Source organism: Nocardia mexicana NBRC 108244 (assembly GCF_001613165.1).
GTDB classification, from domain to species: domain Bacteria; phylum Actinomycetota; class Actinomycetes; order Mycobacteriales; family Mycobacteriaceae; genus Nocardia; species Nocardia mexicana.
In genome coordinates this window covers 140,496-155,019 of sequence record NZ_BDBV01000046.1, presented here as the reverse complement: position 1 = coordinate 155,019, position 14,524 = coordinate 140,496, and the positions used below count along the sequence as shown (strand labels likewise).

General features: G+C 65.9%; 10 protein-coding genes and 1 pseudogene. 3 read left to right on the top strand and 8 right to left on the bottom strand.

Annotation, left to right across the window (positions count from 1 at the left end):
• The 3 genes and pseudogenes from NM1_RS19345 to NM1_RS19335 form a co-directional block, all read left to right on the top strand.
• Nucleotides 1-483: pseudogene (locus NM1_RS19345) on the top strand (hypothetical protein); the annotation flags it as partial.
• 29 nt (nucleotides 484-512) lie between these two features.
• Nucleotides 513-2,180 (top strand): glycosyltransferase family 2 protein, encoded by a 1,668-nt coding sequence (locus NM1_RS19340; RefSeq protein WP_068021485.1) that lies wholly within the window; start codon nucleotides 513-515, stop codon nucleotides 2,178-2,180.
• A gap of 129 nt (nucleotides 2,181-2,309) precedes the next feature.
• Nucleotides 2,310-3,500, top strand: coding sequence for an FAD-binding protein (locus NM1_RS19335; RefSeq protein ID WP_147288884.1), 1,191 nt, complete (start codon nucleotides 2,310-2,312; stop codon nucleotides 3,498-3,500).
• Here the strand turns inward: NM1_RS19335 and NM1_RS19330 are convergent.
• The 8 genes from NM1_RS19330 to NM1_RS19295 all read right to left on the bottom strand — a co-directional run bounded on the left by NM1_RS19330 (nucleotide 3,439) and on the right by NM1_RS19295 (nucleotide 14,515).
• Nucleotides 3,439-4,467 carry a hypothetical protein gene (locus NM1_RS19330; protein ID WP_147288885.1) on the bottom strand — a complete coding sequence of 343 codons (1,029 nt, stop codon included), beginning with the start codon at nucleotides 4,465-4,467 and terminating at the stop codon, nucleotides 3,439-3,441. The genes NM1_RS19335 and NM1_RS19330 overlap by 62 nt on opposite strands.
• Before the next feature lie 38 nt (nucleotides 4,468-4,505).
• On the bottom strand, nucleotides 4,506-6,791 hold the full coding sequence (locus NM1_RS19325; protein WP_068021480.1) for a mediator complex subunit 15 domain-containing protein: 2,286 nt from the start codon (nucleotides 6,789-6,791) through the stop codon (nucleotides 4,506-4,508).
• On the bottom strand, nucleotides 6,791-8,659 hold the full coding sequence (locus NM1_RS41295; RefSeq protein WP_169814291.1) for a type VII secretion target: 1,869 nt from the start codon (nucleotides 8,657-8,659) through the stop codon (nucleotides 6,791-6,793). Before NM1_RS41295 ends, NM1_RS19325 begins: the two co-directional genes overlap by 1 nt.
• Before the next feature lie 45 nt (nucleotides 8,660-8,704).
• Nucleotides 8,705-9,094, bottom strand: a complete 390-nt coding sequence (locus NM1_RS19315; protein ID WP_068021476.1) for a hypothetical protein — start codon at nucleotides 9,092-9,094, stop codon at nucleotides 8,705-8,707.
• A 66-nt stretch (nucleotides 9,095-9,160) separates the two neighbouring features.
• Nucleotides 9,161-11,086 (bottom strand): type VII secretion target, encoded by a 1,926-nt coding sequence (locus NM1_RS44455; RefSeq protein WP_084519783.1) that lies wholly within the window; start codon nucleotides 11,084-11,086, stop codon nucleotides 9,161-9,163.
• 104 nt (nucleotides 11,087-11,190) lie between these two features.
• Nucleotides 11,191-13,794, bottom strand: a complete 2,604-nt coding sequence (locus NM1_RS42370; protein ID WP_068021472.1) for a hypothetical protein — start codon at nucleotides 13,792-13,794, stop codon at nucleotides 11,191-11,193.
• Nucleotides 13,795-13,800: 6 nt separating this feature from the next.
• Nucleotides 13,801-14,124 (bottom strand): hypothetical protein, encoded by a 324-nt coding sequence (locus NM1_RS19300; protein WP_068021470.1) that lies wholly within the window; start codon nucleotides 14,122-14,124, stop codon nucleotides 13,801-13,803.
• 31 nt (nucleotides 14,125-14,155) lie between these two features.
• Nucleotides 14,156-14,515, bottom strand: a complete 360-nt coding sequence (locus tag NM1_RS19295) for a hypothetical protein (protein WP_068021468.1) — start codon at nucleotides 14,513-14,515, stop codon at nucleotides 14,156-14,158.
• Between the last annotated feature and the right edge of the window lie 9 nt (nucleotides 14,516-14,524).

Below are 14,524 nucleotides of genomic sequence, written 5' to 3'. Positions count from 1 at the left end.
GGCGCCGGTGCGGGGGCCGGCGCGGGTGGCGGCGGAATCGGGCAGCTCCTGCCGATGCTCGCGATGATGGTGCCGATGGGAATCATGTCCCTGGCACCGCTCGGCATGCAGCTCCTGCAGCAACATCAGGAGCGGCAGGAGATGGAGCGGCAGAAGGCCGAACAGCAGAAGGCCGAGCAACAGAACGCCGGACAGGGCCCCGCGGCCGCTCCCCCGGCCGACCCCAATGCCCCGGTGGTGGCGGCCCCCGCCACCCCCGGCGCGGCACCGCCACCGGCCAACGCGGTGGTCCCGGCGGCGAATACTCCGCCGCCCGCCGCCCCGGCGCCGAGCACACCGACGATCACCCCCGCCGCCAACCGACTGCGAAACGTCACCGCACGCCCGGCCGACAGGCGCAAGGAAACCGACTCGAGCACAACGGAATCCGAGGAGTCGACCGCTGCGGAATCCGAGTCCGAGGACACGGCAGTCGACGTGTGAGCCGGTAGCTCCTGGTGGATCGAAATATTATGGTAGAAGCGGACCGCTCTCTCGCAGACGAAAGCGATGTTGTTATCGGCGTCGCCAGTGGCTACGACTGGAAGACGATCGAGCCCTGGGTGCTGAGCCTTGTCCACTGCGGATTTGCCGGGCTGGGCGTCATCATTGTGTACGAGGACGATCCGCACGGCACCGATATCGAGAAGCGATGTACCGCTCTCGGCCTGACCGTGACCACGGTACCCGCCGAGTCGCCCTCGAGTGTTTACAATAAACGGTTCGAGGATATCGGGCATGCCCTTCGTGCACTTGCGGACACTTACCGGTATGCGATCGTGACCGACGTTCGCGATGTCTATTTCCAGTCGGATCCGAGTGTATGGCTGGAGAAGAACCTCACGAAGCCGTTCCTGGCAGTGAGCGAGGCTGTTCGCTACCGCGACGAACAATGGAACAGAAAAAATCTACTGGCCAGTTTCCCCGCACATGAAGATCGCGTAATGCCGGAAATCGTCAACAATGTGGGGGTGCTCGCCGGTGCCGTTCCGGTCGTGGCGGATCTCTGTCTGGTCATCTCCATGGTCGCGCGGTCGTCCGGGGTGAGGATCGCGGACCAGAGCGCATACAACTTGCTCCTGACCATGGAACCGTATCTTTCGAACACCCAGTTCGCCGTGTCCGAAGACGGGTTCGCCTGTCAGGCCGGAACCCTGGCCGTGCCGGCGTTGCGGCCGATCGCACTGGAGCCGGAGCCGGTTCTCGATTCGGCGGGTGTGAAGACCGCCGGCGGAAAGCTGTATCCGATCGTGCATCAATACGACCGGATCTCGGAATGGAAGCGTGTACTGCGTGAGAAGCTTCCACCGCTGCGACCCGCCACGTCGCGTGTAGAGCAGCTGATGCCGGGAATCGAACCCGCGATCGACGGTTCTCCGGTGCCCAGGGCCACTCTCGTCTGCCCGACCTATCAGCGGCCCGAAATGCTACGTCGAATGCTCGAGTACTATCGCGCTCAAAGGTTCGACGGAGGGCTCGAGCTGATTATCCTCGATGACAGCCCGGAGCCGTGCCTTTCCACGGATGATGTGACGGCGAATGAGCCAAGCATTCGATATTTCCACCTGCCCGGCAAACGGTTGACGGTCGGAGCAAAACTAAATCTTATGACACAATTGGCGCGCGGGGAAATCATCGTCGAGTTCGATGACGATGATTACTACGCTCCATACTATGTGCAACGGATGGTAGATTTTCTCGGCGACGCCGATTTCGTCACACTGAGCAAATGGTTCATCTGCGATACGGCTCGGCGCACTTTCTGGTATTGGTCCACGGACGAGTTGTCTTCTGATCATTTTATGCTGTCGCCCTGGGATCCACCGAGAATGATATCGACCCAGGGTTGGGATCCGAGTTCGATCGACGGTAATCTTTGGGGCTATGGATTTTCGTTCGTGTGGCGCAAGTCCATATTCCCCGAAATCGAGATACCGGACGATCCAGCCGAGGGACTGTGCTGGGATCTGGACTTTTCACGGCGACTACAGTCCGCAGGTTTCAAGACACTTGCCGTTCCCGACCACGAGGGCCTTGTGCTGCATATGCTGCATCCTGGCAGCAGTGTGCGAATGTTTCCGCAGTATCGGATGCCCGAGTCCATGATTCGGACATTTTTCCCGGACTATCCAGATCTGTAGGTACGGTGGGGCGATCTCGACACTTACCCGGGCGACGGCAACACCACAACTATCCGTGAGGCTCTCATCGACGAGTTCGACACCGACTTCGGCGGTTTGCGGCGCGCCACCCCGCGAGCCGTCCACCGGATGCCGTCCGCATTCCCCTCCGCTCTGCTCGGCTCCGGTCGGCCGCTGACGATCCGGGGCGCCGGGCATTCGTGTGACGGGCAAACGGTCACCGACGGTGAACTCCTGGTCACCTACGCACCGAAATCCGCAGCGCCGCAGGTGCGGGAGGTCGGCGACGGCTTGGTCGAGGTGCCCGTCGGGATGAGCTGGTACGGCCTGGAGCGATATCTGAACCGTCGCGGGCGATCGTTTCCCGTACTACCCAACTACCTGCACATGTCGGTCGGCGGCACCCTGTCGGTCGGGGGGATCGGGATCGATTCGGTGCGGCGCGGGATGCAAGTCGATCACGTGGACCGAATCCAGCTCATCGATGGAACGGGAACCAGCCGTTGGTGTTCGCGAGTCGATCATCCGGAGCTGTTCCGGTTCGCGCTCGCCGGGCTCGGCACTGTCGGGCTGATCGAGCGTGCGGTACTGCACACCGTGCCGTATCAGCGAGAGACCCATCTGCACAGAACAAACCACGCCAGCTTGGCGGAACTCGCCGAGCACACCGAGGAGATCGCACGGCGCGGCGATGCCGACATCTACTGGGCAATGCTGCGCAGGGGCAGGATCTCCTCCGTTGTCGGTTGGCGTGGCAGCGATTCACGGTGTGACACCGAGGACTGCGCGGTCGTCTCCGACCTGACGTTCGCCAGGCATCCCGACACCGGCCAGTCGTCTCGGAATTCCGACCGCGTGCGCATGTGGGCCGACTATGTCGTCCCGGCGGGCCAACTCGCGCCGATGCTCGAGAGAGTGGAGGCGATGACGCGGAAATCGCCTCTGGCGCATGTTCCGACCATGCTGTACTCCCTGATCGTGCGCCGCGGCACCGGCAGCACTTCGTTCGCTTTCTCCCCGGCCGGTACTGCCCCTGTCTCGATCGGTGTGGGTGTCTACACCTCGCCGGATCGCGACTCGGCCGCGATCGTGGCCGTCCGCAGGGTGTTTCGCGAGCTGCTACAGCTCTGTTGCGAATTGGGCGGGCGGCCTTACCTTTACGGCGTTGCCGACCTGGACGGCTCGCTGGCCGACAGTCTCTACGGCCCTGAACTGGACAGGCTGGCGCACCTGCGCTCCGCACATCATCTGGAACATCTCAACGCCCATCTGCCCCTTGTGCAGGCGGCCGCAGGACGGCCTGCCGATCGGGCCAGGTAGGTGTGCCGTAGATGTTGAGCTTATCGACGCCGTGCGCGCCGGAGATGCCCACTCCGACCCACGAATAACGCCAACTCGCTCCCCGCGATTCTGCCGCCCGAGCCAGGGCATCGACGGCGAACGTCGTGCCGTGGTGCCGGGAGGCGAGTTCGTGGACGATCTTGGTCAAGTCGTAATGTCCCCGCGTAGCCACTGAAATGGCGAAGGAGGGCGGACCGGTACCGCGCGAGCAGCAGGCGACGAAGTCGTGGTCGTACAACCGGGCGGGGTCGACGCCACACCGTACGAGCTCGGACAGCGCCTCCCATGCCGGATCACCGAAGTAACGCACCAGCTTCATCGGCACGGCGGGATCGCGGTGCCGGGACTTCAGGTAGAGCTTGTAGCTGATAGCCCCGCAGCCATCCACCTCGATCGCCGCACCGGCGTATTTGAAGTGCTCGTCGTGCTCGGGTACGGACATCAGGCCGTCGAACCCCGGCCATCGTTCGTAGAGCCGGCGCATCCCCCCAGGCATCATCAGCGGATTGCCGTATACCTTCAGACGGGCCGCGTGGTCCGGCAGCGCGGCGTCGAGGACGACCCCGACCCACGTCGCGAAACGTACTCGCGCAGGAACTTTCGCGAGGTCCGGGAACAGCGTCGCGACGAAGGATTGCAGCAGATCGGCCATGCCGTCGTCACCGTTCGGCAGCCAGGATACGAGCTCCCGGATCGCGGCGAGTTGCGCGACGACCCGCGCGGGGAACTCCGTCGCCTGCGTCCCGGCCTCGGTGACAAAGCGAACGGTGGGTGCGTACTTCCCGTTCCCACCGACGACGCTGGTCTCGAAAGGGGTACCGGACAGAGTCAATGTGCTGGCACGGCGTCCCTCCGGCCCAAGCGCGATCAACTGGCCCCCGCACGCACGCTCCACCATGGCCCGAATCGCCACCGGATCGCACGCCAGGTCCAACCGTTCGGCCAAGTCGACCAGGTAATCCCCGGCCGCAACGGCAGCCTCCGTCACGTCTGTACGGTCGGTGGCCGGCCGGCCGATGCACCGCTCCCCGGTGCGGAGACCGCTGTGGCCGCGGACGAGCCATTGCCTTGCTGCGCCGATCCCTCACCGCCCTTCGCATCGGCACCGGAGGGATGGAAATACTTGTATTCCGGATTGTCGGCGGGGACGTTGAACGGCTTCATCTGACCGTCGATCACCAGGAACATTTCGCCGGGACCTTGTCGCACCAGAATCGCGCTGCCATTGCTCCACCGCACGATGTCCCCGGTATTCGCTCCGGCCTGAGAGACCTCTTTGGCCTCGCCCATCGAGCTTCCGTAGGCACCCTCGGGATTACTGCCGTTCGGATTATTGAGCTCCTTGTTCACCACATCCGCCACCGCCGAAGGCACCTTCTGCTGCGACCCGTCCGGGAGCTTCATATCCACGTTCACCGGCGGATTGGTCCCGAGGGGCGGCACGGGCGGTGTGCCCGCCGGGGCCGTCGCGCCGGTCGGCGCGCCACCCGCGGAGGCTTGTGCGGCTGCTGAGCCGGGCATCGATGATTGCGCTGAACCGGGCTGCTGCCGGTACATCGCATCCTGCGCGGTGGTCCCGGCGCTTTCCGGTCTCATCTGGCCGCCGCCCGCCATCTGCTGGAGTGGGTTGGTCAACGCGCCCATCGCTGGGCCGGCCATCTGTCCGAGCTGTCCCGCAAATTGCGCCATGGGGTCCGGTGCCTGACTGGGCGTCTGGGGGTTCCCGCCGGACTGTTGGCTGCTCTCGCCGCTCTCGCCGCTGTCGGCCGAATCAATTATCTTCTCGAGAGCATCCGAGTCGCCGCCGGAGTCGTCCTTCTCTTCCTTTTCGTATCCGGTCAATTCCTCATCGAGGCCCAGGTCTTTCGAGTCCTCAGGCTTGAAGGCACCGTCCTCGGGCTTGGAAGCAGCCTGCTCGACGAGGCTCTCCCGCTCCCCGGCATCGGGTGTACCGGTGCCTGTGTCGGGCGGGCCGCTCGGGGTGTTGTTCCCGCTGTCGGGAGTGTTATTGCCATTGCCGGTCGGGGTCTCGTTGCCGTTACCGGTCGGGGTCTCCTTACCGTTACCGGTCGGAGTCTCCTTACCGTCACCGGTCGGCTTGCCCTTGCCGTCGTCACCGTCAGAATCGCTGTCGTTCGCGTTGCCCGCTTTGTTACGGATGTATTCGGCCGCGGCGTTGTACCGCTTGTCCCAGACCTCCGCAGCTTCGTCGATTACCTTGATGTATTTCTGTTCCGCTTCCGGCGTGAGCGAGAACTTTCCATCATTGTCTCCACCCTTGTTCATCTTGAACAACGGATGGTCGCCCATGGATTTGAGGTCAATTTCCGGGTGGTAATCGGTATCCTTGAGCTTGGCCTTGTTCGGGTCCCCCTTCCCGTTCTCCGCGGGCGAGTACAAGAGCTCTTTACCGTCTTTGCTGGCGTACAGTCCACCCTCACCCTTGTTCTTGACCACCGGGACATCCCAATTCAGGACCTGCTGCAGCCCCTGATATACGTCAACGAGTTCTCTCCACAGCTTCTTCCCCTTGTTGTCGGCATCGAATGCATCGGCATCGACCTTTGCCTTCCAATCTTTCCGTTCCTTTTCGAGATCTGCCAATTCTTTTGTGAGGCCAGAGTGCTCCTTACGCACAGCCGACCATCCGTCGACGTCGTCGATGAGTGGGCTGTCCAGCAGCTTGGAGAATGCTGTGGTGTCGACCGGTTTACCGGTGCCGAGCGTATCAATCGAGAGCTGCATTGCGTACCTGGTATCTTTCACCAGCTTATCCAGCGCGCTGCCCGGTTCAGTCCCCCTCGGGGGGTACAGCTCAATATTGATGAGATGAGTCCCTGTGCCTATATCGGACTCAGAATAACCTTTTGTGGGTTCGACGAACTTCGGATCCTTGGATCTTTCCTTTTCCTCCTCTCCCTGCTTAAGCTTGGAAGCCTTTTCCTTATCGTCATCGAAAAGCGCTTTGGCGAGCTCTCCGTATTTCTTGTCCTTTGTCAGGTTCCAACCGGAGTATGGCTCGTCGCTGGAACGAGCCAGATCATCCTTGGTATCCCACTGGAGATTATCGAATGCAACCTTGATCTCTTCAGAATTCAGCTGGTTGAGCTTATCCATCGCTTTCTTTGCTTCGTCTTCGGAGAATTCATTATCACCCCATTCCTCGTGCTCCTTCTCGATCTCGAGGGCAGTTCTTACTGCCTTGTCCTCATCGACCTCGGGTTTTACCGGCTTGTCCGCGTTTGCCTCGGGCTTGTCCGTCTCGGCCATCAGACTCTCCCTCTTTCATCCGGGCTTCCAACCCCTGCGATAGCCCTCGACAGCTCGACAATGGGCGGCGGTGTTTCTCTGCGGCCGACAGCACCGACACTGATCGGACTGCCACCGATGACAGGAGCAGGTTCCGGCGTCGCCGAGAATTGCGGGTGCTCGATTATTTGGTCGTATGCGTAGAGGACATCACGAAGGATTCGCCGGTCAGGTGTGCCCGAGGCGAGCAACAGCAGGATTTCGTAGGCCCGGCGGTCGAAAACCGTGCCGTGCGCGGATTCCGGCGACTCCACCATGTCAGGAGCGGCCTGTTCCCACCAGTCCGACGGGACGGGGAGGTCGGCATACAGCGCGTCGAGGACGCGTTGTCGTCCGGCATGGTTGGCGGTGAAACCCGCTGCGGGAGTAGTACTCCGAACCCGCGCATCCGTGACTCTCGCCAGCTCGAGGCACACCGTCCGAATTTCGGACTCCGGGACCTCCACCGCCCGCCGCAGCGATTCGTCCGAGCCTGCCATCCCGAGCCGATCCACCAACCCGACGCCGGGCACGGAAAGGTCGACCGTGCACTCCGCCGCGCGCACATTCCCCTCGGTCGCGGCATCATTGCCGAGAACCGCGTGCACGCCGTCGGAGATGGCCGACGAGGAGGCCACTGCCGCGATTCGACCCAGTCCCAGACCGTCGGCCAACAACCCGAATGCTGCCAGCGTCCGTGCCGGATCCGGGTTGCTTTCGAACGGCGCCATCATTTCGCGACCGGCGGGACCGAAACGATCGTCCCATCTCCAGGGCACGAAAACCTCTGCGGGCAGGAATAATCCGGGAGGTAGCCAGCCGCGACCCTCCGTCGAAGTCACCATGACGAGCGGACCGATGGGCGCTCGCAGTACCCCGACCCCCCACCCCAGATCGGGGAACGAATCCTCCACGGCAGCAAGGATCGCGCCGAGCAGGGTACGGGCCAGCACCAGGTCCTGATCCACCTGGGCTCCCACTGTCAAGGACGGGAGCGACTGCCGACGTCCCGCAGGTGCTGCTGCCGCGGCGAATGGACCCGGCGGCAGCGGAGTTGGCGGCAACGGGCCCGGCGGGCCGGGCGGCACATCCTCGCCGTCACCTACAGGACCGGTGGGCGGCATACCGGGCGAAGGCACCCCGACCACAGGGTCGGAAAGTGCAGCGCCTACAGCCGGCGCAGCGGAACTTTCCGATGCCGGCACCGGAGTGTCGCTGCCGAGACCGTCGGCGTCACCGGATTCCAGTGCGCCGGACGATGACTCCGGTGCGCCGGACAATGGATTCGTGGTTCCGGCGGGGACGGCTCCACCGGGCGCAACGGCACCGTCCGGGGCGCCGGGAAGCGTCGATGGCGGTGCCCCACCGAGCGCTACCGGCCCTTGGCCCGCGCGATCGAACTCCCCTGGGCCGCCGAGGTGGGTCGGCATACCGGTCAGCTGCGGCCCGAGCTGCGCACGATCCCCGTTCGGGCCATGACGCCCGTCGCCCGTCGGCATCGGCTGGTCGACAGGGCCATGTTGTGGTGCATCGCCGGGGGCGAGCCCTCCGGATTCCCCGACGCGGGAGACCCCACGCCGACCGGAGTCATCGGATTCCTCGAGTGCGTTCGCCGCAGCGAGCAGATTGTCGCGCGTCCGTTCATGGTTCCGGGCGAGCCGCTCTGCTTTTCTGTGGCGTCTGTCGTAGTACTTGCGCAGGGACTCGACAAACGGACCGGCAATCGCCCCGTTACTCGATTCGTAGTCATCGAGATAATCCTGCGGAATTTCACCCCACTTCCGGATATCCGCCGCCTGCCGCTCGTGCTGCATGGCGATCTGACGCAGCTGGTCCGGCTCGATGATCATATAGTCCGGCATACTCGGCCAATCGTCACGCCCGGCACCCCGGAATCATTCTTCCACCTTCCCGAAGTTGGGAACCTGCTGGCCAGGATCGCCTTCCGCACGCCACTCGCGCACGATTTCGGAGATCGGCCGCTGCCTACTGTCGGGATCGTGCATCGCGAACCGGTATTGCCTTTGCGCATCCTCCGTGCTTTCGATGATGGCGGCCATGATGTCGGCCACCAGTTCATGGTTGTCGAATCGGTCGCAGGTACCCGGCGCCAGAAACAGGTCCCGCAACCGGCCGGTGGCGTCGACCTCCGGGATGACCAGGCCGCTCGGGGACGGGCGGCGCGCGACGATCGCGTCGGCTCGTTCGCGGACCTCGGCGATTCGATGCCGCAACTCGCGTGTCACGCTGAACGCGAGTTTCACGTCAGGGTGGAAATCTGCCACTGGATCCTCACTCCTCCGAACCGATTGCGCCGGGCCCGCCCGCAAAAGGTGACCCGGACGCTACGGTCAGGACCGCTCGATGGTGTCCGGGGCCACGATGGTCGGGGGTGTCTGGGGCGCCGCGACAGCGTTGGGCGGCGGCCCACCGGTAACTTCCGGCGCCGACACCGCGCCCGCAGAAACCGCCGGGCGAGACACCCGCGAATCCTCGGCCACCGAGACCGCGGCCGGAATCTCCTCGAACCGTGGATGTTTCACGATCTGGTCGTGCGCGTAGACCGCGTCGCGCAGTTGCTGGCGGGTGGACTCCTCGCCCAGCAGCATGACCAGTTCGTTGCAGCGGCGTTCGAAGACCATGGCACGGAGACCGGCGCTCTCCTCGTCGACGCGCAGGTCTCCCGGCTCGACCCGGCCGACGTCCACACGCTGCGACAGCATCGCGGCCGCCAGCAGATCGTCCGCGTCACGCAGTTCGTCCCACCAGGACGCCGGAATGTCGCGTCCGGCTTGCACCGAGGCCAGGATCCGCTCCCGCACGCCGCGCGATCCGGCGGCGTCCGGAGTCGCGGCGGAGGTGCGCCCCACCTTCGCGTGCGCGTCCGCCGCCAGTTCCACACAGCGCTCGCGCACCTGCGAATCCGGCACGGCGGAAACATGTTCCAGTGATTCCACGGAACCCACCAGGCCGAGGCGGTCGGCCGTGTCGGGGGTGAACACCCGCAGATCGACGTCGTAGGCCGCGCCGACCAGACCCTCCATCGGGACGTCGCTGAACCGTGTCCGCAACCCACTATCGATCGCACCGGAGGAAACCAGCGCCGACAGACGGGCATTGGCCTTCGCCCCCCACGACAGCCCGAACTCGACCAGTACGCGCGCCGGGTCCGCAACCCCCTCCCACGGCGATCCCGCGTCGCCGGAGCCGTCGGCGAGGAATTCGTCCCACACCCACGGGGTGGAGACCTCGCGCGGCAGGAACAGCTCGGCCGGGAGCCAGCCGCGTCCTTCGTTCGAGGTGATGAAGACGCCCGCACCGGCCGGCCCGCGCATGACCGCCACCGCCCAGTTCAGGCCCAGTACCGACGAATCCACCGCGGCGAGAACGGCACTCAGCAGCGTGCGCGCCAGCAGCAGGTCGTTGTCGACCGCATCGCCCACCATGTAGGCCGGCTCGGCTTCCTTCTCCTTCGCCGCGGAGACGGCCGCCGCGAACGGTGTCGGAATCGGCATCGGCGGCAGGTCCGTGCGCCCGGTCGCGCCCGTCGGCGGCTGCGCCGACCGGTCGTCGGCCGGACCGGATCCGGGACCGCCCGGGCCGCCGGAACCCGCGGACACGGTGGGCGGAACGCCGCCGGGGGCCGTCACCGCCGATCCACCGGGTACCGCCGATCCGGTGGGCACCGCTGCTCCGTTGACGCCTCCGGCCTGGGCCGCACCCACACCCGGTCCCTGAGAGTCCTCGCCCGCCGCGGCCGTGTCGGACGGAGTTGCGCCGTCGACCCCCGGCGCGGCACCGTTGGGCGCACCCGCCTGCGTTGCCCCCGGCGGCACCGCACCCGCCGGAGTGTCACCAACCGGAGTGCCGACGCCGGAAGGCGGCGGGGCAGTGCTCGAGTCACCCGGACCGACGGCCGGGGGCTGGTGCTGGGTGGGTGTCTGCAACTGCGGCCCGCTCCCGTTTTCCTCACCGGCCCGTCCGAGCTGGCGGGCAGACTCGTTGTCCACCCGCTCGAACTCGTCGGCGGCGGCACGCAGCGAATCGCCGGTCTTCCGGTGTTGACCGGCAAGCGCGTATCCGGCATTTTTGCGAGCGTTGTAGTAGTCGTCGAGTGCCCGCTTGACCGGGGCGGCGATGGTGCCGTAGCTGTCGATGAAGCTGTCCAGCCAGGACTGTGGCGGCTCGGCCCATGCCTCGGTGTCGTCCGCGACCCGATAGTGCTGCTCCGCCAATTCGCGCAGGACGTCAGGGTCGATATCCATGCTGTCTGGCATGTCCGGGCCAATCCTTTCCCACCACCAACCTCGCGACTATTGTCAGCTCTTCCCGGCCGTGGGAAGGCGGGCAATCGGGGCGCAATCGCTGTCTCCGGAGCTGCTCATCTGGTAGGCGGCGCCGTAATCGTCGGCCGCCGGACCGGGCCCGCTTCCGGTGGGGCGGAGGCGGTCTGACCGAACAGCGGATGATCCACCAACTGCCCGTGTGCGTAGATCGCGTCGCGGAGCGACTGCCGTGTCGGCTCGCCCGCCAGTATCGACACCAGCTCGTTGCAGCGGCGCTCGAACGTCATCGCTCGCAGCGCCGACAGGTCCGGGGCGGTCGGATTCTCGGATCGAAGTTCCCCCAGGGGAATTCGGGAGACGTCGGACTTCAGCGACAGCATCGACGCCACCACCAGGTCGTCGGAATCCTGTAGCTCGTCCCACCACTGCTCCGGGACCTCGCGCCCCTGCCGAAACGCCTGCAGGATGCGTTCCCGCACGGCGGCGCTTCCCAGCGATGCCGTGACACTGGACCCCAGTCGCGCCAACCGCAGATGCGCGCTGCCCGCCAGGTCGGCGCAGCGGCCACGGATCTGCTCGACCGGCACTCCTCGCACCCGATCCAGCAACTGCGGTGCTCCCACCAGCTCCAGGCGGTCCGCCAAACCCTTTCCCGGAGCCGAGAAGCCCATCGTCGGTTGGGGATCCACCGAACCGGCGGTCGGCACATCGCCCAGCTGTGTGCGCAGGCTCTCCTCGATCGGCTGCGACGAAGCCAGCGCAGACAATCGCACCCCCGATTTCCCGCCCCACGCCAGCGCGAACTCCGCCAGCACTCGCGCCGGATCGGCGACGCCCTCCCAGCCGGCGCCCTCCGACACCGACCACACCCAGGGAGTCGAGAGCTCCCGCGGCAGGAACAGCCCCGACGGTAGCCATCCGCGTCCTTCGTTCGAGGTCACGAAGGCACTGATCCCGTCCGGACTGCGCATCACCGACACCGCCCACGCGGGCCCGACCACCGGGGCGGCGGCCAGCAGGCTGCTCAGCAACGTCCGGGCGAGCACCAGGTCACCGTCGACCCGCTCGCCGATCATGAAGGTCGGGGCGGCCGCAGCGATCATCGCGGCGCCCACCGCATCGCGCACCAGTTCGTCGCTGCCGTCCTTCTCGACGGAATCGCCTGGCTTCGCGGGAGTTTCACCGTTGGCCGGGACAGGCTGCTGGTCGTGCCGTATCGGCGGGCCTTTGACCGGCGGGACCGGTCCTCCGGGCGCCGAGACACCTGCGGCGGGGCCCGGCGCGATCGGGCCCGGTGCTGCCGAAACCTTCGGCGCCGCAACAGAGAATCTCGAATCGGCGGCGGGTACTGCACCGGCCTGCCCCGGGGCGCTCACCTGACCCGGCGGCGCCGACGGCGGGGCAGCGGGGGCCGCCGACGCCACCGGCTGGGGCACCACGGGCGACTGCGCCGCCGCGGCGGCCTGCGCTCCCGCCAGCGCGCTGAAGGGAGCGCCCGTACCCGTGTCGTCAGCAGCGGTTTCCGACGACCTGCTGCCGCGGTCCGACCGCGCCGCCGCACCGGAATCTGTTCCCTCGTCGGCCGAATCTCCCGCAGTATCAGGTGATTCCGAAAGTGTCGACGCGTTGTCCCCCGACCCGGTATCCACCGGTTTCGCATCCACCGCTCCGGAATCCGCCGATCCCGCATCCACCGACCCGGCACCGGTCGGTCCCGAACCCACCGGGCCGGATACCGATTCGCCCGGCGGTGGCGCTGCTCCCACAACCGGTTGCCCCGGCGCGGGCCCGGGCGTCGACGCCGATGGCGGTGGCACCGTTGATGTTCCGTCCTCCGACGGGTTCGCGGGCGGAGTCGCCGCCTCGGGCGGCGGCAGCAGAAGTTCACCACCCGGCGGCCCACCAGGGAGCAGACCCTCGACGAATCCGGGTGGGAGATGAGCAACGGGCAGGTGCTGCCCCAGCCGCTCCAAAAGCCTTTCCAGACCACGCAATTCGGGTATGGATGGAACGTAACCCTCAGCGGGGAGCCGAAATCCCGGCGGCAGCAACCCGCGTGGCAGCTGCCGATAGGGACCGCCCCGCCGATACGGGCCGTCGTGATATTCGCGGGGGCCGCCCTGTCCCGGATGCACAGGGTCCCACGGCCCCGGCTGTCCGAGCAGCCTGGCCAGCAGGTCGAGTTCCGGCAGTCCCTGCGGGCTGATGTCCGCGAGTGCGCGGGCGACCGCCTCCTCGACCTCCGACCTGGCCCGCTCGATGATTCCGGCCGCCCGTTCGCGGTCCGCGGCCGCCTCGGCCCGCTCCGCCTCCTCGGAATCGTCCTCCGAGGAATCTTCGCTGTGCACCTCCCGGATCTTGCGGGTGGCCTGATCGACGATATCGAGGATCCGGTTGCGGATGCGATAGACCGAATCGGAGATGCGCCCGAAGGTGTCGGCCGCGGCCACCAGGGCGTCGACGAAGGCGTGCAGGCTGCCCTGCTGGGCAAGCATCTCGTCTTTGATCGGTTGCAGTCGGACACTGCTTCGTGCCCGGTCGTCGAAGGCGCGGCGGGCGCGCTCGGCCTCGTCCGGATCCAGGGCCTCGGCACCGTCTCGGGCTACCGTCTCCAGTCGCCCCCACTCCCGCGGTGAGATCTCCGGCCAGTTGTCACCGACGATGGCCTTCCAGTACGGGCTCTCACGCTCGGGCTCCATGGGGGATCAGATCGACTCGGACCGCCGCACGCGCGCGCCTCCGGCGATATCCGTGTCCTGGTAGCGGTTACCGGCATCAACGGTCCGTGAATGAGTGTCTCCCGCAATCGCATTCTTGTCGTCGATCGCGGTGTCGAGGCATCGGGTGACCACGCCGAGCACGGCGGCGTGGCGGAAGTCGAGCGTCGACTGCGGGCGAGTCGTCAAACACATGTCCTCCTTCACCGAGCGGACTTTCCCCGTGAACGAGGTGTAAGCGGTATGACGATGTCCCGCAGCCGCCTTCAGTTCGTCCGGCTCCGCGATATCCAGCAGCTTCTCGATTCCCACGTCGACTCCTGTCCCGAGATGCGTTCGTCACCTAGCGGTTTCCACCGAGCTCAGCGATTTCCATTGCCCGGTAGGATGATTCGGTCGGCAGATCGAACGAATCGATCGTGTACGGACGGGTTCCGTTGGCCTCCATCTCGGCACGGAGCCCGACCCGCGATTTCATATGCGCCAGCCGGGCGAGCCGCACGATCTCCGCGGCCAGCCAGGCGTCGCCGTTGTCGCGGGCTTCGTCGGTGATGTGCAGGCCGACGATCTCACCGTCTCGATCACAGGCGACACCGAGAGTGTGATCGAGGGTGAACACCTCGTAGGTCATCGCGCGCCAGTCCGGCGGCGGGGTCGCCCCGTCCTCGTGCTCGAGATAGTCCGCATCATGCGTTTCGGTCATCGGACGCTC

Coding starts and splice junctions, on each gene's coding strand:
- NM1_RS19340 (WP_068021485.1), top strand. CDS start 513: ATGGTAGAAGCGGACCGCTCTCTCGCAGACGAAAGCGATGTTGTTATC.
- NM1_RS19335 (WP_147288884.1), top strand. CDS start 2,310: ATGCCGTCCGCATTCCCCTCCGCTCTGCTCGGCTCCGGTCGGCCGCTG.
- NM1_RS19325 (WP_068021480.1), bottom strand. CDS start 6,791: ATGGCCGAGACGGACAAGCCCGAGGCAAACGCGGACAAGCCGGTAAAA.
- NM1_RS41295 (WP_169814291.1), bottom strand. CDS start 8,659: ATGATCATCGAGCCGGACCAGCTGCGTCAGATCGCCATGCAGCACGAG.
- NM1_RS44455 (WP_084519783.1), bottom strand. CDS start 11,086: ATGCCAGACAGCATGGATATCGACCCTGACGTCCTGCGCGAATTGGCG.
- NM1_RS42370 (WP_068021472.1), bottom strand. CDS start 13,794: ATGGAGCCCGAGCGTGAGAGCCCGTACTGGAAGGCCATCGTCGGTGAC.
- NM1_RS19295 (WP_068021468.1), bottom strand. CDS start 14,515: ATGACCGAAACGCATGATGCGGACTATCTCGAGCACGAGGACGGGGCG.